Origin of the sequence: Vibrio sp. 10N.261.51.F12 (genome assembly GCF_041471725.1) — a bacterium.
GTDB lineage: Bacteria > Pseudomonadota > Gammaproteobacteria > Enterobacterales > Vibrionaceae > Vibrio.
The window spans coordinates 627,001-650,510 of the sequence record NZ_JBFROV010000014.1; the positions used below are offsets into that span (position 1 = coordinate 627,001).

General features: G+C 46.3%; 16 protein-coding genes. 10 read left to right on the plus strand and 6 right to left on the minus strand.

Annotated elements, in window-relative coordinates; translation table 11 throughout:
* Positions 1-25: 25 nt before the first annotated feature.
* From AB4405_RS10110 to AB4405_RS10120, 3 genes are all read left to right on the plus strand, one after another.
* The gene (locus AB4405_RS10110) at positions 26-715 is read left to right on the plus strand and encodes a response regulator transcription factor (RefSeq protein ID WP_372060653.1); all 690 of its coding nucleotides are present in this window, start codon (positions 26-28) and stop codon (positions 713-715) included.
* Positions 712-2,004 carry a sensor histidine kinase gene (locus AB4405_RS10115; protein ID WP_372060654.1) on the plus strand — a complete coding sequence of 431 codons (1,293 nt, stop codon included), beginning with the start codon at positions 712-714 and terminating at the stop codon, positions 2,002-2,004. Before AB4405_RS10110 ends, AB4405_RS10115 begins: the two co-directional genes overlap by 4 nt.
* A 61-nt stretch (positions 2,005-2,065) precedes the next feature.
* Positions 2,066-2,539, plus strand: a complete 474-nt coding sequence (locus AB4405_RS10120) for an SRPBCC domain-containing protein (RefSeq protein WP_372060655.1) — start codon at positions 2,066-2,068, stop codon at positions 2,537-2,539.
* A 38-nt stretch (positions 2,540-2,577) separates the two neighbouring features.
* Here AB4405_RS10120 and AB4405_RS10125 read toward each other — a convergent pair whose 3' ends face one another.
* A complete protein-coding gene (locus AB4405_RS10125) occupies positions 2,578-3,183 on the minus strand; it encodes a response regulator transcription factor (RefSeq protein ID WP_372060656.1) in 606 nt (201 codons plus the stop codon).
* Between the two features lie 14 nt (positions 3,184-3,197).
* Positions 3,198-4,964: a PhnD/SsuA/transferrin family substrate-binding protein gene (locus AB4405_RS10130; protein WP_372060703.1), complete on the minus strand. Its 1,767-nt coding sequence runs from the start codon at positions 4,962-4,964 to the stop codon at positions 3,198-3,200.
* A gap of 246 nt (positions 4,965-5,210) precedes the next feature.
* Between AB4405_RS10130 and dsrO the strand changes: the two genes are divergently transcribed.
* The 3 genes from dsrO to AB4405_RS10145 are packed head-to-tail and all read left to right on the plus strand — an operon-like array spanning position 5,211 to position 10,206.
* On the plus strand, positions 5,211-5,996 hold the full coding sequence (gene dsrO, locus AB4405_RS10135; protein WP_372060657.1) for a sulfate reduction electron transfer complex DsrMKJOP subunit DsrO: 786 nt from the start codon (positions 5,211-5,213) through the stop codon (positions 5,994-5,996).
* Positions 5,993-7,096: an NrfD/PsrC family molybdoenzyme membrane anchor subunit gene (gene nrfD / locus AB4405_RS10140; protein ID WP_372060658.1), complete on the plus strand. Its 1,104-nt coding sequence runs from the start codon at positions 5,993-5,995 to the stop codon at positions 7,094-7,096. Before dsrO ends, nrfD begins: the two co-directional genes overlap by 4 nt.
* Before the next feature lie 17 nt (positions 7,097-7,113).
* Positions 7,114-10,206 (plus strand): tetrathionate reductase subunit A, encoded by a 3,093-nt coding sequence (locus tag AB4405_RS10145; RefSeq protein ID WP_372060659.1) that lies wholly within the window; start codon positions 7,114-7,116, stop codon positions 10,204-10,206.
* Between the two features lie 85 nt (positions 10,207-10,291).
* On the opposite strand, the gene AB4405_RS10150 is transcribed toward AB4405_RS10145, so the two are convergent.
* Positions 10,292-12,637 (minus strand): glycerophosphodiester phosphodiesterase family protein, encoded by a 2,346-nt coding sequence (locus AB4405_RS10150; protein WP_372060660.1) that lies wholly within the window; start codon positions 12,635-12,637, stop codon positions 10,292-10,294.
* Between the two features lie 221 nt (positions 12,638-12,858).
* On the opposite strand from AB4405_RS10150, the gene AB4405_RS10155 reads away from it, so the two are divergent.
* From AB4405_RS10155 to AB4405_RS10170, 4 genes are all read left to right on the plus strand, one after another.
* Positions 12,859-13,608: a DeoR/GlpR family DNA-binding transcription regulator gene (locus tag AB4405_RS10155; protein WP_372060661.1), complete on the plus strand. Its 750-nt coding sequence runs from the start codon at positions 12,859-12,861 to the stop codon at positions 13,606-13,608.
* Positions 13,609-13,899: 291 nt separating this feature from the next.
* Entirely contained in the window at positions 13,900-18,468 is a 4,569-nt protein-coding gene (locus AB4405_RS10160) for a phosphodiester glycosidase family protein (protein ID WP_372060662.1), read from the plus strand.
* 11 nt (positions 18,469-18,479) lie between these two features.
* Positions 18,480-19,256, plus strand: coding sequence for a hypothetical protein (locus AB4405_RS10165; RefSeq protein ID WP_372060663.1), 777 nt, complete (start codon positions 18,480-18,482; stop codon positions 19,254-19,256).
* Between the two features lie 230 nt (positions 19,257-19,486).
* Positions 19,487-19,945, plus strand: a complete 459-nt coding sequence (locus AB4405_RS10170) for an ROK family protein (RefSeq protein WP_102471796.1) — start codon at positions 19,487-19,489, stop codon at positions 19,943-19,945.
* Between the two features lie 146 nt (positions 19,946-20,091).
* Here the strand turns inward: AB4405_RS10170 and AB4405_RS10175 are convergent, their stop codons facing one another.
* Genes AB4405_RS10175 through AB4405_RS10185 form a run of 3 tightly spaced genes read right to left on the minus strand, consistent with a single transcriptional unit; the run spans position 20,092 to position 23,493 of the window.
* Entirely contained in the window at positions 20,092-21,861 is a 1,770-nt protein-coding gene (locus tag AB4405_RS10175; RefSeq protein WP_372060664.1) for an FAD-binding protein, read from the minus strand.
* A gap of 5 nt (positions 21,862-21,866) precedes the next feature.
* The gene (locus AB4405_RS10180) at positions 21,867-22,082 is read right to left on the minus strand and encodes a ferredoxin family protein (protein ID WP_102471798.1); all 216 of its coding nucleotides are present in this window, start codon (positions 22,080-22,082) and stop codon (positions 21,867-21,869) included.
* A 22-nt stretch (positions 22,083-22,104) separates the two neighbouring features.
* Positions 22,105-23,493, minus strand: coding sequence for a ferric reductase-like transmembrane domain-containing protein (locus tag AB4405_RS10185; RefSeq protein ID WP_372060665.1), 1,389 nt, complete (start codon positions 23,491-23,493; stop codon positions 22,105-22,107).
* Positions 23,494-23,510 lie beyond the last annotated feature (17 nt).

The following is a 23,510-nucleotide window of genomic DNA, read 5'->3' on the forward strand; positions in this document are numbered from 1 at the left end:
CGCTCAACCTCTTCAAGGAGCAACAATGAAGTCCGACAATCTTTGTTTTTTGTTGGTCGAAGACGACCTTGACCTCGCCTCTGCGGTCATTGACTATCTCGATTTAGAAGACATTTCATGTGACCATGCAGCCAATGGTGTCGCAGGACTAGAGCTAATTAAAACCAACGCTTACGATGTCATTATTCTTGATTTAAATTTGCCTAAAATGAATGGGCTACAAGTCTGCGAGCATATAAGAGGTCAAGGCATTGACGTGCCAGTACTCATGCTCACCGCTCGCGATACGCTCGACGACAAATTAATAGGGTTCTCTAAAGGCGCCGACGACTACCTCATAAAACCCTTTGCCATGGAGGAGTTGATTGTTCGATGCCAAGTATTGGCAAAGCGCCGCAGCGGTCAAATATCTCGCTTGTCGGTATCGAATCTCGTGTTAGATCTTAGACTCAAACAAAGCTTTCGAAATGAGACATCATTAAAGCTGTCGCCAACGGCACTAAAGATACTTGAGTTGCTAATGCGAGAAAGCCCAAATCCTGTTTCAAGAGAAAAGATCATGCAGACGGTATGGGGAGACGACCAGCCCGATAGCAATAGCCTAAAGGTTCACATTTTCAATCTGAGAAAGCAGGTTGACGGTGACTACAACAACAAACTTATTCATACCATCGCTGGCAGCGGTTTTGCCGTAAAGGATAGCGAACACTTATGAAAATTAAACCAAGCCTTCGCGTCTATGTCTTGCTTTCTATGCTCATCAGCGGGGTAGGTTTAATTTGGACGCTATCTGCCCTAAGTAATGGGTATTTCATTACCGGCATGGACATGGCAATGCGCCACGGAATGCTCGCCTATTCTCAACAACAGACCACGGATAACGAACTGGTTTATGTTGAATCACCAGAAAATCCGACGCAGCCTCATCGTCGAACCTTGCAATATAATTTTGTTCAGCACTGGCAAGATTTGCCACCTATATTCACCTCAACTTACCAAGCCGATGATATTGAGCTCAACGAACTCTATAAAAACATGCAAGATGCCACGTTGTTAATGCCTCCCAAGACAGGCTTTTTTTTGATGAAAATAATGAAAGATGGTACGCCGTATTATGTGTCCGTCATTATTTCTCATGATGGGCCGCTATCTAATGAGATCTCTGATCTTCCTCATGTCGCCATCATCGCTTTTACGGCCTTAGGGGGCACGTTTGCCTTCACACTCATCTTGTTATTTGTCATGAGAAGAGTCACGACTCCCGTCGAAAAACTAAAAGATTGGGCTAAACAGCTCGATGATAAACAACTTAAAAAACCCATTCCTGATTTTCACTACAGTGAACTCAACACGCTCGCGACGTTGATACGGGATAGTCTTAGCTCGGTACAAAATAGCTTGGATAGGGAACGACAGTTTTTGGGTTATGCCAGCCATGAGTTACGTACGCCAATCGCCGTAACAAGAACGAACGGTGAACTATTAAAAAAGCTCATCGAGAACAATAAACCCCCAGAAAAGCAACTCGACGTTGTCGCTCGAATTTTGCGAGCAAGCTTTACCATGACCGACCTGACCGAGACGCTACTTTGGCTTAATCGACGAGACGGAAAAGCACTAGACACCCAAGACGTTCAGTTGGGCTCACTGACGACTCAACTGGTCACTGACTTAACGTATTTGACCCAAGAAAAAGCGATTAACATCGAGATAAAAACCGATGAATTCATAACAAAACTGCCTGAAAGCGTTTGTCGGATTGTCATTTCAAACCTTATTCGGAACGCCTTTCAACATACCGTCAGCGGGCATGTGAGTATTATTCAATCAGGGCTTACGTTCTCTATCACCAATCAAAGTAACAATAATGAATCATTAGGTGATAGCCTAGGTTTTGGTCTGGGTTTAGAGCTAACCGAGCGTTTGATTACCCAACATCAATGGCAATACACGAGCTCTGAAATCGCGGGAGGTAAACACGTCACCGTCACCTTTCAATCCTAGGTCACTAAAATTAAAATAACGGACTATATTTAGGAAGGTTTAATTATTCTAGAGAAGACTAATGAGTGACGTTCATCGTATCCAGTGGCCAGACTACTTTCACCCTAAGAATTCACAAATCCATGTCCAAAATGACATTATTATCCCAGCAGAATGCGGGAAAATATGGCAGTGCATTGTTCGTGCGCCCTGTTGGCCACACTGGCCTCATCGACGTACAGCGATCCAAATCATTAGAGGAAATAGCCAAGAGCTGCAAAAAGGAACCGTCTTCAACTGGATAACAAAAACTAAGCAGTTCAATTGTACGGTGGTTGAATACACCCCATTCGAACGAATTGCATGGCGCGGAAAAACAGGGGATGTCGACATGTATCATGCATGGCTTCTCAGCCCTTGCTCCAAAGGATGTCGAGTGCTCACCGAATCAACACAACGTGGTGGCATGACCTGGCTGACCAAACGCTTTGTGTCAAAACAAGTGAATGCATACCACCAGCATTGGTTAGAGACACTCAATAAACAACTTAACTAAAGCCTGCCAATGACCATGTCATAAACCACGGCGATCTTCTACTGTTGATACTTACCATAAATATAAGAAAGCTCAGCAACCGTCTTGGCCGACAGTTTTTTCAACAAACTTGAGCGATGGACTTCAACTGTACGCATGGCAATGCATAGTTCGTCAGCAATACGTTGATTGCGTTTGCCCTCAATGATCAAGCGCAGAATGTCTCGCTCTCTGGCCGTCAAGGTATCGAATGCCGCGCGTGCTGATTGTGACTCCATTGCACACGAAGAATGAAGCAAACCATCTCGAATGGCTTGCGCCAACTCGCTTCCTTTGACTGGTTTTTGGAAAAAATTCACCGCGCCAGCTTGCAGCGCATCGACCGCCATTGGTACATCACCATGGCCAGTAAGAAAAATCACCGCTAAAGGACTTTTCGCATCATTTAGGTATTGATGAACTTGCTGCCCTCGTAGTCTCGGCATTCGACTATCTAATACCACGCAGCCAGGTTCTGTAATATCGACCGAGTCCAGAAATTGTTGTCCATCGCTAAATGTCGCCACCCTAAAACCATATTCTTCCAACATAAACTCTAACGAATCACACACTGACTCATCGTCATCGACGACGTAAACAGGGAGTAACATATCGATTTCTGTCATTGATATTCCTTTCACTATTTTGTTGGCTGTTCATAAGGGAAAAACATCTCAACGACGCAGCCATGCGGTTGCAATGAAGAAATGGAAAACTCACCGTTATGCATCTCAATCACGTCACTGCAAATGGCCAATCCGAGCCCCAACCCGCCTTCTTTCGTGCTAACAAAGGCGCTCGTCGGATCATCATGAATCAAACCGGTTCCATTGTCACAGATACGAATACTCACCCCACGGAGCGTATACTCAGTATGCACATCAATCTTGGCATGAAAGTGATCACCGCCTTGTTCTTGATAAGACACGCACGCATCAAGTGCATTACTAATGACATTCACCAGCACCTGTTGTAGCCCTACCATATCCGCCACAATATTTTTGGGTACCCCTTCATAAGTATGATGAAGGTTAACGCTCGACTTTTGTACACGAAAGTTCAGCAACTCAATCGTGTCTTCGATGATGTCCTGTACATCGCAATCTTGTTTGTCGACGCTGCGTTTTTTAATTAACGTGCGCAGGCGACTAACAATCGCATCAATTCTCTCCACCTGCCCCTGTATTTTTTCAAATATTGGTCCAATGTCTTCCACTGGCCGCTGTTTCGCTACTCGTAATAACCCTCCCTCACTGTAATTACGAATAGCAGCAAGCGGTTGATTAATCTCATGTGCGACGCTGCTACCCATCTCACCAACAATGGCAACCCGTTGTGAATGTTCCAGCATCTCACTTTTTTCTTTCAACCGATGAACGGTGAGCTCCAGCGCTTTTTTACTTTTACTGAATCGATACTCTAGCCAAAAATGATAGCCATTAAGAACGATAATAAAAATGAATAACGCCCACGCCCATTCTTGATGAAACCGCAACCAACGAAATGCTTCTTTCCACCAAGGTTGTTGTAAGGGGTGAAGATCTAATGCTTGATAAAGCTTGTCGATAGACAATAAGCTCACCGGTGGGGTCCAGCCAGATACACCAGCGGATACCGCGGCAGGGGCATCGGAAGGCATATCCAATAGCACTTGCGCTATTTTTTTAGCCAACACCGCCGAACCACGCTCGGTTTTGGCCATCGACCAATTGGGATAAAGCGGTGTCGACACCTGACAATTAAAATGCTCGATGGGTTGAGCGTTAACCACTCGAAACTTTCCAGCATCGAGTAACCCTTCTTTAACCATCGTTTCAAGAAGGCAGGCAGGAACAACGGCTGCCTCAACATTTCTATCACGAAGCTGATAGAGGTTGGCATCAATGGGAAAGCCCAAATAGCGCACATCGGCAAAAAAGTCATTGGGGTTTATGCCTTGCTGAACCAGTTCGTAGCGCAGTGTAAGGTACCCTCCAAATGCCTTGTCAGATACCGCGGCCAATGGCAAGCCTTGTACATCTTGTAACGTCTCATAAGATGAATCCGCGCGTACAACCAATGCAGAACCAATACCGTCGTTCGTTTTATTGGGCGCTCGGTTGGTCACTGTCGCTATCCATGATAACTCGTACTGACGACCTAGCCGAACGGCTTGACCTGGGTTGGTCAACACAAAATCGATGCTCTGCTCTTGCACCGCTTTCGTCATGCCATCGAGATCCAATGGCTTGAAAACAAAATGGGCTTCTGGAATCTTCTGATTCAGCCAATCAATCGTCGGCTGCCAACGTTGGGTGGCATAAAGATGGCCACGAATCGCGAGCACACTCACCATGACTTCGGGCTTCTCTCTTTGAGGATGAGTGAATTGAACGTCGGCGGCACCGTCGCGGCTGGAAGCTTGCATCGCGTTAGCCTGACCAAACCACCCGGCCATTATCACCGCGATAAAAACACACACAAAGCCCTGCCGATTTATCATGCTAAAGCCACTCTGAAATAAAAAATTCGACAACAGAATAACAGCCTCCTCTAGCGAACCGTATTTGTTTTGGATCAAGTTTGATTCGAGTATGTGGAAATCCACAATATCACGCAAGATCCACTTTTATCACAATAGAAACAAGCCCCCATTAATCTTAGCAGGTAAGTTATGGACTCTTCTAAACGACGCTTTCTCAGCGCCGTCACCGCAGGCGCTGCGCTCATCCCGGTCGCAGGGATTAACACCGCTACGGCGGGCACCGTGATTCGCAATAACAATGAACCAGACCGAAAGGGACAGGTAGGTAAACGCTACGCGATGGTCGTCGACCTTAGAAAATGTGTCGGCTGTCAGGCATGCACGGTCGGGTGCAGTATCGAAAACCAAGCCCCTATCGGCCAGTTTCGTACCACGGTTAAGCAGTATGAAGTCACGCTAGACGACGGCTCCAAAAGCTCTAAAGAAGTCAAATCGTTCATGCTACCTAGGCTGTGTAACCATTGCGAGAACCCGCCATGTGTGGCCGTTTGCCCCGTTCAAGCCACATTCCAGCGCGAAGATGGCATCGTCATGGTAGACAATAGCCGCTGTGTCGCCTGTGCCTATTGCGTCCAAGCTTGCCCTTATGACGCTCGCTTCATCAATGAAGAGACACTCACCGCCGATAAATGCACCTTTTGTGCCCATCGCCTTGAGCAAGGCTTGCTTCCTGCTTGCGTCGAAACCTGTGTCGGTGGCGCTCGTGTGATCGGTGACATCAATGACCCGTCCAGTGAAATTCGCCGCTTACTTACCGAACATCAAGACGATATTAAGGTCCTCAAACCGGAAGAAAACACCAAGCCTCATGTGTTTTATATCGGCATGAATGAGCGTTTCACAAGCCACGTGCAAGGTCAGCCTGCTATTTATGACCCACAAGACAGCAGCCACAATAAAGGAGAAAAGGTATGAACATCACCGAAATCCTAGTCCCCGCTCAAGCGTCTGCTTGGCTTCCGTGGGCAGTACAATACTTTTTCTACATCGGTTCGGCTTATGCTGCCGCGATTCTCTTTTTGATCGCCCTAGTTTTTCACGGTCAAACCACCCATCGCCTGCGTGCCGCTCTCGTACTGACATTAGCGATTGGCGCGATTGTCGGCCCACTAGCATTAACCGGCGACTTACACCAACCTGGCCGAGCATGGCATTTTTATACCCACTTAACCCCTTGGTCGTGGATGTCACTCGGTTCAATTTTTCTGCCTGTTTTTTCCGGACTCGCAGTTGGGACAGCATGGCTGTACCTACGTAACGACCTGATGCGATTGAAACATAACGATAATGCTATTTTGAGACGTTTCGCGGTGCTATCGCTTGGTCATTGGCCAACCTCTCGACGTCTCATGCTCAGTGTCGCCGTATTGACCGTGGTTTCTGGCTTATCTATCGCACTCTACACGGGGGCTGAGATCGCCGTGGTTCAAGCTCGTTCACTTTGGCATCAACCAGCTTCGCCATTACTTTGGTTTACCACCGCTTTTCTTGGTGCGATTGGTTTTTCATTAATTCTTTGGTTGTTATTCACTGGCAGAGAACACCGTCACGCACTCTCTGCGACAGATATTCATTTGCTTAAACGCTCAACAACGATCAGCGCAATACTGGCGTTCATTCTCGTCCCTATTTGGGCGTCAAACAACGCCTCATTTTCGCTATTTGAAAATCATAGTTGGGTGGTGAATTTGGCCATAGTCAGTCTTTCTTTGCTTGTTTGCGTACTCGCTTCACGCCTCATTCTCAAGGACCAATACCAACCGCTGGGATTAGTAATTTTGGCACTGATCACCTTGGCGACGTGTTGGGTCACTCGTTGGGTCACCATGATGGATGTACAAACTATCGGCAAATTTGATGTTGGCCCATACCCCTATATTCTTCCGACCGGAAGCAGCGGACTATTAGGCATTGTTGGCATGTTTGGGCTTTGGGTTGCGTTAGCAATGCTCGCTTCTGAGCTTGTCGACTCAACGGAAGACACATCGGTCAGCACTACGCTTACCCACCACTAATTTAAGAGGGTTTCACAATGGATAATAAACGTCGTCAATTTTTGAAATCAGGTATTGCGGTGGGTGGTCTAGGCGCATTTGCGGCAGGTTATGCGACTACGACTAAACACATGGTTGAAGGGGTAATTGAGGGGACTGCAGGGCAGAAAACTCGAGATATCCACCACGGTAATTCACTTGAGCCTGAATACAGCGTAAATTCAAATGGTAACCTGATCCCCAACCCAAACCAGCGGGTTGCACCGTCGATGTGTTTTGGATGTTGGACACTATGTGGCCTTCGTGTTCGTATTGATAACCGAAATGACGAGATATTACGCATCAGTGGTAACCCTTATCACCCGCTTTCACATCAAAACCATATACCGTTTGAAACGCCAGTAAAAGATGCCTATCTAGGCTTGGCTGGAGAGTCAGGGTTAGAGGGACGCTCAACGGCGTGTGCCCGAGGTAATGGCATGATGGAAATCCGCAATAGCCCTTATCGAATCACGCAACCGCTTAAACGAGTGGGGAAACGCGGCGAAGGGAAATGGCAACCCATCAGTTACGAGCAACTCATTGACGAAGTCGTTGAAGGTGGTGATTTATTTGGCGAGGGACACGTAGATGGCTTAGCCGCGATTCGTGATTTAGAGACACCCGTTGACTCTCTTAACCCTGAATATGGCCCCAAAGCCAACCAATTACTGATGACCAATGCAGGTAATGAGGGACGTGATGACATACTAAAACGCTTTGCTTTCAATAGTTTTGGTACACGGAACTTTGGACACCATGGTTCATACTGCGGCTATGCATTCCGAGCTGGCAGTGGCGCGTTCATGAACGATCTCGACAAATTTGCTCATCTAAAACCTGACTTCGACAACGCTGAGTATGTGATATTTATTGGCATGTCACCGGCACAAGCGGGTAACCCGTTTAAGCGCCAAGCCCGTCAGCTTGCAAAAGCACGCACAGAAGGCAAACTTGAATACACCATCATCACGCCAAGCTTACCGGCAGGCTCATCCAGCTTAGCGGCGGGCGATAACAATAACTGGATTCCCATCAAACCCGCCAGTGACTCTGCGCTTGTGCTGGGGATGATTCGCTGGATTATTGACAACGAACGCTATAACGCGACATTCCTAGCCCAGCCCGGCGTAAGTGCAATGAAGAAGGCCGGTACGGCGCATTGGTGTAATGCCACTCACCTGGTGATTAGTGACCCTAACCACCCTCGCCAAGGCAGTTTTTTACGCGCCTCTGATATGAATCTGCCTTTTGATGGAGAGGCGCAATCCGATACGGATCCCTACGTGATTGTCGATGCGCAAAGCAACACGCTAGGCATCAATACGCAAGCCAACGAAGCAACGCTCTTTGTCGATCGCGATATTGAGCTGGCAGGTGAAGTGGTACGGGTCAAATCATCGCTACAAAGATTGAAAGAGGAAGCCTTTAAACACGACCTCACGTTCTACAGCCAACAATGTGGCATTGCTGAAACCGAGATCAGCGCTCTCGCTAAGCGATTCACCAGCTACGGTACTAAGGCTGTGGTTGATACCCACGGTGGCAATATGCACACCAATGGTTTCTACAATGCCTTCACAATTGTCATGCTCAATGCCTTGGTTGGGAACATTAATCGTAAGGGCGGTGCCATGGCGAAAGCGGGTGGCTACCCAACATCCGGTAAAGGCCCGCGTTATGATTTCACCCAGTTCGCGGGCAAAACCGCACCTAAAGGTGTGTTCCTTTCACGCAGCAAGTTTCCTTACCAAAAAAGCAGCGAATACAAACGACGCGTGGCGGCGGGTCAGTCGCCCTACCCTACTCGTGCGCCTTGGTACCCTATATCAGCGCCATTGTTAACCGAGCATTTGTCTGCCGCTATTGATGGCTATCCGTATCGAGCGAAAGCATGGATCAACCACATGGCTAATCCGATTTATGGTGTGCCTGGCTTGAAAACCCTGCTGGAAGACAAACTCAAGGATCCTAAAGAATTGGGGCTGATCATCTCGATCGACGCATTCATCAATGAAACCACCGCACTGTCTGATTATATTGTGCCTGACACCGTGACCTATGAAAGCTGGGGGATGGCCACGCCTTGGCACGATGTGCCGGTAAAAACCGTCACAGCTCGCTGGCCTGTCGTTGAACCACGCACAGAGAAAACCGCAGATGGCCGAGCGATTTGCCTAGAAGATTTTCTCATTGATGTCGCTAAAAAAATGAAGTTAGGCGGTTTTGGTGACAAGGCGATTCCTGATGCTAACGGACAATGGCATGGCATCCATACTGCGGAAGATTTTTATCTTCGCTCTGCCGCCAACCTCGCATTTGTAAAAGGTGGCGTTCCGGAAGTATCTGCCGAAGATATTGTTTGGTCAGGACTAGAAAGACTCATGCCTGCCATGCAGAAAACCCTTACGCCCGATGAGCTCAAGCGTGTGGCGTTTATCTTTGCTCGTGGCGGTCGTTTTGAGGATGCATCGCAAACCTATCAAGGTGAGCTGATGAAGCATAAGTGGACGAAACCACTGGCCATCTGGAATGAAAAACTCGGCACCTCCAGAAACACCATGACGGGTGAATTTTACAGTGGATGTCCGACATGGCACCCGCAAAAACTGAGCGACGGTACGCCACTTGAAGAGCAATATCCTAGCAGTGAGTGGCCGTTCAGCCTCACCAACTTTAAGTCTAACATTCATAGCGCGGTATCGAATTTATCACCTCGTTTGAATTCGATTAAAGGGGTGAACCCGGTTTACATCCATCCGTCAGATGCACAAAAGGCCGGTATACAAACGGGTGACCGCTTTGTTGTAGAAACACCTGACGCCAGTACTGAAGCTTTAGCTATGGTAGTGGATGGCATTCGACCAGGCACACTCGGGTTTGAACATGGCTTCGGTCACAGTGAACTCGGAGAGCGCGCGCACTGGATTGGCGATCAACAGCAACCGGTTAAAGCAATGAGAGGCGATGGCGTAAATATCAATGACATTGGCCTGATCGATCCGACGCGACAAGGCAAAGGGGTAATGCTGGATTGGGTGGTGGGTGCCGCGGCTAGGCAGTCTCTACCGGCTAAAATTCGTAAAGCCTAATCAGCTTGAGTAGCTAAAAGGGTAGACGAGTCGTAATAACGTCGCCTTGTGGGTGCTTCCCACAAGGCGACAGGTCTTGCTCACTCTAATTAATTGTCACCGTAATTGGCGCAGAAAATATATGGTAGCCATCAACATTGTGTTGGTCTTCGTTACTCTCTTTAACTGCATCAAACTCATGGAAATACCGCGCAAGTATTTGTGCTTCCCCACTTGTTGTAAATATCAGTTTACCGTTGTCATCAAGTTGGTAGTCTGCCGAGCTCTCAATCACCACAAAGTGATTCGCATCCCATGTACTCAATTCTCCTATTTGAGTTTTGATTGTCGCATCAACCGCCACAACCGCGTCAACGTCAACGGTTAAGTCATGCGTTTCCACTTCAATATCCGTTACGAAATCGCTGCTCCATTGGATATAATCGGTCGTCAAGCCGTGAATGCCAGCGGCATAGTCACGCTGCTGATCTTGCTCGTTACGGTAAGTCCATGGCCAAACCGTTACACCTCGATGCTTGGCTGCTTCTACCGTGCTATTTGCTAACGCAGCGTAAGATGGGTTATAGGTGGTGGAGATAGGCTGCACTTTTTTAAGCATAGACAGCAACGTTGCGTTCTCATCTCTACCTTCAGAATGCCCAGTTAACAAACCAACTGGGATCTCCGGCATCACATCTCCCATTCGCTTAGCCTGCTCTTCACTAAACGCAATCACAATCAGCTGGTCTGCCACATCATATCGCTCTGTTACTCGTGAAATTTCGTCCACGATGAGTGGGTTACCACTCTTTATTTCTAAGAAATGAGTCATCTCCTCACCTTTGAAAGTCTCGAAAAACTCATCTAGTGTTGGGACTTTCATATCAGAAACAGCGCCATCGATATTGAGTATATTCAATTGTTTAATCTCAGCTAAGCTCATCTCTTCGATAAGCCCCGTGCCATCGGTCGTTCTGTCAACCGTCGCATCATGGATCACCACAACATGATTATCTGCCGATAAGTAAACATCATACTCATTACCATCGACGCCTAATTCCAACGCTTTTACCGCGCTCTCTAACGTATTTTCTGGCAACAGCGAAGGCACGCCTCGATGGCCAATAAACAATGGCTTTCTTATCAGAGAGTTTTCAGGAAAGGCCGTCAATGCCTGATTAATTGTATCGGTATCATCAACAACAAGTCCATGGGCACCCAATGTCATTAGGTCAGCAGTCGATTCTGCTTCATCAGCTACCACCCACACCGTTAGCAAGCGACGCTGCAAGTAACGCATATTTTCTTTTGTTGCCCAGTTTTGTGGCACAACTACAATGCGTGACTTCGAACGAGTGGTATCACTCACCACGTCATGCCAATTAGAGATCGACTGATCATCACTTTGCGGTAAGAACTCAAAGGCACTTCGTACATTTGGTGACGCCTGACGTAAAACCTGCAAAGCATCGACATTATCCGATACCACAGTCACATCCAACGACTTTGTCTTGTTCAATAGTTCCGATAATTTCAATGGGTCAACGTCATTGGACATCCGAATAACAGGGATAGTATTAAGATCCATCTCTAGTAGTTCAGCTAAGCTACCAAGCGACATACCATGCACCGAAGTAAGGTCAAGGTTAGCATCAAGCTGCAACCACGCATTCGATACTGGAAGAGATTGCAGATCATCAAGGGCTTGCACATTGGTTGTCACAATAGATGGGGCCATCGCGATATTTGTCTCTGGCTCGTTGACTGTGTAGATTTGCTCGAGCTTTGGTAACGGTTCATGCTGTTCAGTGATCTTGATATCTTGTACTTTAAGCACAGCGCCTGCCGCCTGCAAACCGACATTGCCAAGCATTGGTAATATGTCTGCGTCGTGCAAAACCTGACCATTTAATGTCTGTTGAACTCGATTACCAAAAGTTGTAATTGTCGCTGTATAGATCTGCTCTGAATCAATATCTTGATCAAACGCCATCGTATCCATGACATCCCATTCGTCATTGTATCGAGAAGAGAGCTCAGTTCCATTACCGCTTGTCGCCCCTTGTCTAATTGCCATCTGGTAGTATGGCTGGTCACCGGCGATACGATATTTAATTCCCCCCCAACGAGAGCTATTGTTCGCCTCAGCTATGGTAAAGTTCACTTCAACTTTATAGTTAGCATGGCTAGCTACCACTTGTGGAAGTTCAATCGCAGTCGCGGTGTAGTTATCTGCTCGTCCATCAATATACAAGGAGCCATCTTCGATATAAGCATCACCAATATTGGTAATGATATCCCACCCTTCAGGCAGGCTACCCTCTTCAATACCTTCAAAATTCTCATACACAATGACATTTGACTCGACAACGGTGTTGTCATCTTTATCATCACTGCATCCTACTAGCGTCAAAGCGACAAAAGACGTCACCCATAGTTTATTGTTAGACATTTAGCATCTCCTTATTAGATAGTTATTATCCTATAGGCGATGAATTAATATCCTCTTTCACCTTAATGAACATTCTGTGAGAAAAACCCTCATATTTTTCATTAGAAAACTCTTGGTTTTTACAGATAATTACAAATGCAGCCTTATTTAACCTCATTAATTAACTGTTAAGAAATATATTCAGATTATTTTCATATGAAAACTTTAATATAGGAATCAGCATGACAAATTGTAGAAAACCAGAGATCCTCACTCTATTAGATAAAAATGGCACAATTACAACCAACGCACTCGCAAAATTGTTTTCTGTTACGCCACAAACAATATGTCGAGACATCAATGAGCTGTGTGATCAAGGGCAAGCACGTCGTGTACATGGCGGTGTAACACTGCCTGCTAGTATGGATAATACTCATTACAACCAAAGAATTAGCAATAACAGTCAAGGAAAAGCTCTTATTGCCAAAATTGCAGCTAGGCATATCTTACCGGGTCAAACTGTCTTTCTTGGTTACGGTTCAACCACCGCAAACCTTGCTTCTTTAATCAGTATCAAATCTCCGATTAAGGTCATCACCAATAATTTAGATGTTGCGACAGCCCTGGAAAACAGCAACTCTGAAGTATGGTTGTCCGGCGGTCGCGTGCGTAACCGTCAAAGAGACGTGACGGGCTATGCTACTGCCAACTTCCTCAATAGTTTCAGGGCTGATATTGCCTTTTGTGGTGTGGGTGCCATTGACAAAAATGGCGATCTACTAGAGTTCAATTATGAAGAAGCTGAGTTATCTCGAGTGATGCTATCAAACGCCAAGCAGAAAGTGATCCTAGCCGACCATACAAAACTAGGCAGACACGCATCGGTATTTTGTGAAAAGCTAGCCAATATAGACATATTAATCACAGACATAGAAACCCAAGAAATTAAACAACTTTGTCAAAAACATTCAGTTAGGGTTATATCAAATTAAATAACCAAAATCCATACGATATATTGAGATATGGGAATTAAATAATTACAAACTGAACAATATAATATTATATGAACGATGAATGAAAACTGTAACAAATCGCTTCTTAGTTATTTTTATAATTTTGATGATTACGTCATTTTATTCAGCCTACTCATAAACTTAAATCAAAAACAATTCCCAATGTAATATTATTTTAATGTTTAGACTTTTTTGTGTAATAAACCATACATGCAACATTCATCTCGCTCACTTACTGTCGTCACGATTTTTTATAGGAGATATAAACGCATGTTATTGAAAGAGTACATTCCTCAGGTTCGGAATTTACTGTCAGTAAGTATTGTGGCTGCTTTGGTTGTTGGATGTAATTCAGAATCAGAAGACCGTGACTACATTGATGGAAACCCAGGCGGAGAGAATTTTGTCGCCAATATTATTGATCCGCCAAGCGACCTCGTTGATCGAATTAAACCCGCTATTCCCCCTAAGGTCATGGATGTAACAGGGCATCCGAATGAGCAAGTGCCTACCGAAATCAACCATTACCATGAATATCCAGTAAACCAAGATCTAATGTTGACACGCGGTACGCTAAACCACACTCGTGATTCCGATATTATGACGATGGATTTCACCAGCGGCGCGGGTATTGATTTGATTCCTATTGAACGTTCTACAGGGCAGTTCAGTATGGAAACCACCACTGATTCGGTCAATCACCTTATCGACCAAGGGCATAATGTTATCGGGGCAATCAACGCAGACCCATACAACATGGTCAATGGTTGGAATCTAGGTGCAGTGACAATCGATGGTGAGAACTTTACTGGTTGGGGGGTTTCACAAGAAGCCGTCATCATCGTCAACCAAGATGACTCCTTAGCTATCTGGGAACATACCCCAAACTTTGAGCTCACGTGGGGCATTAACGACCAGTACCAAGGCAGTGTTGCCAATGTGTATTACTTCGACAAAGAAAACTATACCACACACTCTTTTTCTCAAGAAGGCGGTAACCTCAACGTTTACCCTGGTGACCGCTACCGAGGTACTGTGGACTTAACTGGCCGTACCGGTGCACTTGTGAAACCACAAATCAATGGTGTCAGCGTTGTTGCGAATGAAGACGATGGTTCTGCCATTGCCCAGTTCGCGCCTTTCGAGGGTGATGTTGTACAAGTCATCGAAGACGACACAAACTATATCGTGCCTGCGGGGCATATTCTTGTCACTTCTCCCGATATCGATTTAGTCAACGGTGACCGACTCTCCACGACCTTCCAGACCGATGACCCTCGCTGGAGTGAGGTAAAGCACGCACTTGGTGCTGGCTTTAGAAACGTCATGTTAGTGAAAGATGGGCAATTGCATACCGATAATGACGAGTCTGCGGTTAGTGGTCGAACTGCATTTGGTATTCGCGCCAACGGCTCCGGATTTTTTTTAGTCGCAGACAAACCTATTGGCACCTTTTCTGATGGCATAACACTAAGAAAACTCGCTCAGATTATGCAAGCTTATGGGGCGGTTGATGCCGTTAACCTCGATGGTGGAGGTTCAACAACCATGACCATGCGCATGCCTGGAGAAAAGTATAATCATGTCATCAATGTTCCGTCCGATGGTTCTGAACGTGTGGTCGCTTCAAAGTGGGGACTACGACTCAATCCAGAGCGCGCATCTTATGATGATGCCATCGCTATTTTTCCAAAAGAGATGACCATCTTAGCAAACTCAACATACCGTAGGTTTAAGGCACTGGGTTACGACGGCGATTCGTTACACGAATCAGGTGAGCATGTGGAGTTTGGTATCAACGACCGCTCAATCGGCTTAATCGATGTCGATTCAGGTGCGTTTAGAGCCAGCGCCAATGCGGCAGAAGGTTTTATTATTGCTAACCTAGGTGAAAACCCTCAAGACGCGGATCATCTTAAGGGCGTTGCTAAAATCAATGTCGTCACCGACATCGATGAGATGTACTTTGGTAGTGATCAAATTACACTAGGCAGAGGCGAATCAACTACGATTTTACCAGTATTAATGGCGTCAGGGCAGATTGTCACCTACGAACCCCATGCGTTGAACTATACGCTGGACAACAATCATAGCGGTCGAATCGACTCCGACACCGGTATCTTTTACGCAGCAGATATTCAGGGCGGTGAGGTTACTGTCACCGTCAGCTATACAAACAACGATCAAGTGTTTGAATCGACTATCGACATCAACATTGGCTTACCACCAGTCATCATTGAAGACTTTGAAGGTTCAATCTCTCATTTATCCGCGATAGGAGCTCGTGATCTCAATGTCGATATTTCTCAAGTAGATACACCCGTTTTTGATGGTGAATATTCTCTAGAATTATCGTGGGAAGCGGACCCAAATCAACCAGGTACATTTGGCGCCTATGTCGTCGATACCGACAAGGTCACCGAACTTCCAGGCTATCCTCGTCAACTTGGCGTCAATGTTTATATTCCAGAAGAATTAGCCGGCAAGGTATGGTGGGTTCGAGGTCAGTTACGTGACGGTGATGGCAATGCAGTAGGCATTAATTACAACAATGAAGGTGAAGCTCTTCCAAGCCGTGGGTGGAACTTCATGACCGCTGATATTCCAGAAGGCCACGAGCTGCCTTTGACCTTTGATCAGCCCTTCCGATTCCTTGTATTGCAAACCGCTGAGCGTATCGACACTAGCGTGGTTCTTGATAATTTTACCGCGATTTATGATGTCAACACCGACCTCGCCGGTCCGTCGGTTACCCTTACACCTTCCGACCGCGATACCGTAAATAGTAAAGATGTGACCGTTCGTCTGCAGGTATTTGATGAATCAGGCGTCGATTTTGATCGTATTGAGTTGGAGCTTAATGGTGAGATCATCTCAAGCGGAGAGATCGAAAACAATGGTGACGACGCCTTCTGGGTTAAACTCCATGACCTTGATGACGGCTGGCACCGTCTCGACTATCGCGTTTTTGATAAGTTAGGTAACGCCTCTGCTGGTGATAGCCTATTCAATGTTATTACGGATGACGCTCGTATCTATATCGGTGGTGAACACGATACTATTTACGCGGGTGGGACGTTTAATCTGCCTATTCAAGCAACAAAAGCGGAGACCTTTTCAACATTTACATTATCACTCAATTACGACGCAACCAAAACCTCACTCAAGGTTCTTGCTGAAGATCTAGAGTTTGAAAATGTCATCGAGGAAAATGGATATTGGCAAGGAACATTTAACGGTTTTTCTGAAAATGTTCACACCCTAGCCCAGATTGAGTTAACGGTTGATGGCTATGTTCAAAACAGCGCAGCATCACTTGTTATTAGTGGTGAGCTAGACGGCAAACCATTTTATTATCCAGTATTGAAGAAGGATATCGCCGGCAAGTACATTGTCGTCACTGAGCACACCATTTCACATCAAGATGCACGAATCTTCATCACTGATGCTAACGGAGTGTCTGCCCCAGGAGTTGACGTCGAAAGGGTTTATTATGACGTAGCCAATGATTTGGTCACCGATGTTGAATTTATTGGTACTACTGATCAATTTGGTCTCGTTCGTTACCCTCCATTTGATGATAGCGACAGCAGTATTGAGTTTACGTTGCGTGCATTTGATAGCGAAGGTGCTTCGTTAATGTCAAAACTTATGGCACTGAAAGAGCGACTTACTGCGATACCTCGCTACGCCTTCTTTATGCCAGGCAAGGATCAGAGTGAGGTAAAGGTCACTTGGTTCACTGATTCAGAGACTGAACAGACGTACGCACGATTCGGTCAAAACAACAACCTCAACCAAAGCGGTGTGGAATTAGAATCTGAAATCCTACCATTCTTTTATGGTCCAGAATCGGGCGTAGTTCGAGTCCATCATGCCACATTAACTGGTTTGCAAGCCGATACTGAATATCACTACCAAGTCGGTAACGATGATGCGTGGAGTGATGTGTTCTCATTCACCACTGACCGTCAAGACGAGGAAGTTCGCATTCATCTATTTGGTGATACCCAGACAACCAACGACTACCACGAAAACCATGGTTCACAACTGGTTTCTGAGATCTTTGCCAAAATGCAAGCGCAACTACCCAACCCCGACCTAATCCTTCATGTTGGAGACATGACCGAGGACATGAGTGACTATCAACTCGTACGTCAATTCTTTGAGGCACTGGAGGGTGAAGGGCGCATGAGTTCAGTGATGTTTGCGCCTTCTATGGGTAACCATGAAGTCTACAATGAGGGGCGTCATAAGTACGAGTCTATCTTTAAATCACCAGCAAATGGCCCCTTTGATGCACCAAACAAGCAAGCCGTTTATAGCTTTGATTATGGCAACGCTCGCATTGGTGTCATTACGACAGAGTTCTTTACTATTGATGAATGGGTAACCATGGTTGACTGGATTGAAGAAGATATGGCTCAGTCAGAACAAAAGTGGAAGCTGCTCCTCATGCACCGTCCGCCTTATGAAGGAAACAAGGACTCTGGAAATGAATGGCCGAAACGCTACCTACCGAGACTGGTAGACAAAGCCGGCATTGATTTGGTTATCGCAGGTCATGATCACATGTACTCACGCAGCCTACCGATGGCGCACGGACAACCTAATGAATCGGGTGCTACTTACCTCATTGCTGGGTCTGCTTCAATGAAGTTCTATGATGCTGATTTTGGCGGCATCGTACCATTTGCCGATGTCCTCTATGACGACAATGTACACACCTATACCACGCTGCATATCCAAGGTGAATCACTTGAAGTTCACACCAGAAACCTAAGTGGACAGCTAATTGACCGTACCATTTTAACACCTCGTGCATCACGTGGGTTTTAAGGAGAACAACGATGAGTAAAACTCTATTTCCTGTGCTACTTGCCTCCACAGCGGTGCTGATTGGCTGTAACGAGACTCACTACAACGATAACCTGATTCCCGTTGATAAAGAGGTACGTGGTTTCTGGACCATGATATCCGATACAGATTGTGAGCTTGCCGAGCACTGCTATCTTGACTATAGCAACCATAACAACAAACTCTATGCGATTGATGAGGGCGATCGCATGCTCACACTCAATGAGGTCAGTAAAGCCGAAACCGCTACCTCTGGGCGCTTAGGTGATGCCATATACCTCGCAGCCTTTGAAGACGATAACGGCGTTCAGACCCCTCAACCTCGCTTGCAAACGGACACCTTTAGCGACTTCGAAAGCCGACCGATATCTGACATCTTTACGATCCACGTTCGAGCAACTGGCGAACAAGGCTCTATTCTATCGCTATGGAATGAGAACGGACTTGCGTTGCACCTTGAGGTGCTCGACGGTGTACTATTGGCGACGTTTGATAAACACCAAAAAAAGTTGTTCACCTCAATCGACAGCGAAGTATTTCAAGAAATCCAAATCGTCTCGAATGGCGAAACGGTTTCTTTGATAAACCATTGTGAACAGGTTGGCGAGTTTACCCGTACCTCAGGATCACCGATACTGAGTGACTCACCACTCAAGCTCACTGCCTACGAGATGAAAGGCGGATACACCGATGCCACACAGTTCACTGGTGCCATTGATGTCATTCGAATCTCCGACCGAGCTGAATCAAACATTTTCTGCAATCAGTAACAATCTGCCTAGCTAGGCTTATTAGGCACTCACCCACACTTGGTGAGTGCCTACCTTTTATCGTCCTTATTCACTAAGACTCCCCCGAAAAATTCTCGTGCTCCACAACCCCAAATCGCTTCCCATTGCGTGGCTTTTTTCGAGGCTTGCTGCATCCGTTAACGTTTATCCCCCCTCCTTTCCCCCGTTTTAGGCCACGGCATATTCACATGACACGCCTGAGGAGCATAATGATCGGCAGTGTAGCCATTAAAGAAGGGACTCCTGAATTAGGTAGCCACTTGCAAGCGGGAGAGATAACACTGCTGGTTGATAAAGCCCAACGTCCTTCTACTCGAAAGCTGCAAGTACTGCTATCTGAACAGAAGATACATTGGAATGGCTACGATGAACTCGCGCCAGACTTGATTTCCTCTAGGGTTGTCAGCGACTGGTGTCAGGCATCTGCCGTCTCGTTAAGCCGTTTAATTGAGATGATTATCGCCATCAATGATCCGTCTAAGATAGTCATTGGCGGGGGGTTAAACCTAAAGCTAGTCGAGACGATCGTTGACAATATCGCCCTTAAAAATGGCACAAGAAAGGAAAAGATCGCCTTTGCAACGCCGGTCTTAACGGCGGAAGCTGAGCGAGGGTCACCTGCATTTGGAGCAGCCTACCTGCCTTTACTTGAGGTCATGTATCAATAAAACGTATCCACCAAAAATCTCATAGTGCCAAGCACTCAAGGCTGAGTTCAAGGTAATGTTAATACACTCAGTTTATACAAACCAGTAAGCCGACTGATTATCAGCCGGCTTACTATAAAGGCAATGCGGTGATTCAATAAATGCTCTTAAGACAAGGCCGGCCACTTATCGAACGGTTGCTTTTCAAATACCATTTCACCTTTGTCGCCTTTACGGATGTTCAGCCACGCCTGCCAGTTTTCATTATCAATATCAGGATAATCCAATCGATAATGGCTACAGCGGCTCTCGGTTCTCATCATCGAAGCCTTGAGCTTCATCTCTGCGGTAATGATCATATTTTTCGTTTCATGAGCGAGTCGTAGTTGATGCTTGTCTTGTGCCATCAACATCTCTGCATGATGTTCCTTAAGCTCTTCGACATAGGCCAACGCCCCTTGCATCATTCGTGCTTTCTTCACATACAAGACAAAATTGGGAATCATAACCCCTTGTAAAACCTGTGTAACCCAAGCAGGACTATAACCACTTTTTCGCTTAAGCGGCGCTAGGATCTCTTGTTTAATCTGTGCCTGACGGGCCTTTGGTGCCTGATACGAAACAACATCAAAGCTCGCCTTCGCGGCCGCTTCACCGGCAAACGCGCCCTGCACCGCAGAACCGGCCAACGACCCTCCAATCTGGGTATAAATACCACCTGACATATATGATCCCAGAGCATCTCCCGCGGCATACAAGCCTGGGATGGTGCTTAAGCCTGTTTCATCGATTGGTACAAGACCTTCGGCTTTATGAATCGCCATGCCTGCCGTTGAGCCACCCACTTGTTCTCCGCCCATACCGGGAGGGCCTTCGTGGCGTTTTTTAGCAAATAACGACAACAAGCCACTCTCTTCTGGAGGGCGAGGAGGCATGTCTGTTTGCCTAAATGCCTCTGGCGTAAACGGTCCTTTAGGAAAGGTTGTTGTCACTGATGATGCGTCGTCACCCGCTCCATTTCCAGGCCCAGGAGGCCCCATTTTAATCGGCGCACCTTGGGTGTATGCCTGATAGTTCATGTCTACCCCTAAATGGTGATTGACCTGAACCCCGGTCAAACCCGGTTTTTCTTCTACCTGACCATGCCAATTGTCGTAACATGAACCCGAATTTTCTGCTGAACCTGGATGGCCATCATTCCACTCCTTACCCGTCACGACCGCGCCGATGTCATAGGCCATAATCGTGCCATCATGAGTTAGGTCGCACATCGGGAATCCATTGGGTTTAAAGCCGCCAGAACCGGTACAAAGCACCACGGTTTTCGCGTTGTAAAATATGACCTTATTCTCATCCATACTAAAACCTGCTGCGCCAACCACGCGCCCATCTTCTTTCATAAGGTGGGTAATCATGATTCGTTCTTGCAATGGAATATTGCGCGATTCCATTGGCCGCATAAAGGATTTATTGCACAGCGGTGAATCAAAGAACCCCCAAGATTTTAGCTCTTGGACTCGAGCATACGAGTGCTCTGCTACCTGACGTGTAAACACCGGATTACTCGTCCCCAGTGAAGATTCAGAAACCTTAGCAACAAATTCATCAATGCTCACCGACGCATTGGCTTTATCATAGGAAAAAATCCCCTTTGCAAAAGGCGTCAAGCCCGAGCTGCCTAGGCGCCCCTTTGACACCATCATTACGCTAGCGCCGGCATCATGGGCCTTCACCGCGGCAAAAAGCCCTGCCATACCGCCACCAATAACCAACACATCGGTATCATGTGATTCTTGAGTAAAGGTTTCTGCATCGATCTTGGGCATGTTCTCAACCGGTGTACCGGCAAAGACAGAGGAGGCAAGCATGGAAGCACCAATCACGCCCCCAGCGACACCAATAAATTGACGTCTGGATAAATCGGTTTTATTACTCATCGTGATTACCTCCAAGAAACCATAACGGGTAAGCTCTTTTCAGGCGTGATCGTGATCGCACCAACCGGACAGTACAAACGGCATAGATGACAAATCTGACAATCTTCTGGGTACGCGATGACGGCTTTTTTAGTTTTTGCATCAAACTGAATAACGTCAGTTGGACAGCTCTCAACACAGGTTTTGCAACCTATACAACCTGAAATCTGATGAATTGGCATAATGTTACCTCTAAATCTGTGTTTAAAATGAAAGCTTCTCGTAATGAATATCAGCGGGCGAAACCTCAAGGTCATTCAGGCTGGTTTTCACTGCTTCAAGCATGCCCTCAGGGCCACACAAATAGACATTCCAATTATCGGCCTGAGCACTTTTTAGTACTTTACTGATACATTCTTGGTCAATCACACCATCAGAAACCTGCGCCTTATTGGTTGGGTGAACACAAACCAATTGTTGAGAGAAATCTGTCATCGTCCTTTGGAGGTCTGCAATTTCGTCTTGTAAAACCATCTGTTCAAAATCACTATTACCGTAAATAAGACGCACTGGGCGTGTGTCTTTGGCACATGCCAATTCGCGTAACAGGCTTAACATGGGCCCAATTCCCGCCCCACCCGCAATCAAAATGATGCCATCCGCTTTTTTACTGTCATCCAAATTCATACTGCCGTAAGGGCCGTCAATATAGACATCTTGGCCGATTACAAGCGTATGCAAACTCGCGGTGTAATCGCCTAGCTCACGAATCACCATTGAGAACTGAGGGAGATCATCGGCGCACGAGGCGATAGAAAAAGGATGGTCATTTAGGTTAAATACAGACTGACTGCTATTCATCCACACAAATTGACCCGCCTCAAACTCAAAACGACCTTGGTCCTTTTTTTCCAGTGTTATCTGCCAATCACGACTACTGACCTTAGTCACATCAACCAGAGTAAAAGGTTGTGACTTAATGACCACTTTCTTGACTGTGTGGTTATAAATCACAAGGGTGACCGAAGCGGTACAAAGCGCCCACCAAATCGCATTAAATTGCGATTCAAATTGCCCATGACTGCCCACGCTGGTTACGTGTATTGTGGCTAAAATAGCAACCGCTACAAATCCCAACATGTGTGTCAGGCGCCACGTCTCATAACGCATTTTAATTGTGTTTTTAAACACCGCCATCAACGTCCAAATAATCATCGTCACCCAAGCAATGAGGCCCGTTAGCATAGTCGGTGCGGTGAGCACTTCGACTAAACTCGTCAAACCATCATCAAAAGACTGAATAAAGCGCGGGGCGAGAATAAACACAGGATGCAGAAGAAAAAATACCCCAAGCCATTGTCCAACACTTTTGTGTTTCGCCATGCTCCAATCAATATTGGCAAAAAGAGGCAGTGCCTTAACTCGACTGGCTAAAGGGAATTGAATGAAAAATGCCATCATGGCAAGTGCATTAAATAGGCTTAACGCACTCAGGTAGAGCCCTTTATTGTCCATATCTAAAAATTGTGTGGCGAGAAAAGGGAGCACCAATAACACAGCATAGCCTGCAGCCAACCTTCCGTGTCTAATCGTCTGTTTTATCCTACGAAATCTTGGCGGTTCACCCGTCAGCGAAATTGCTTGCTTCATCATTTTCATTACCCAATGTC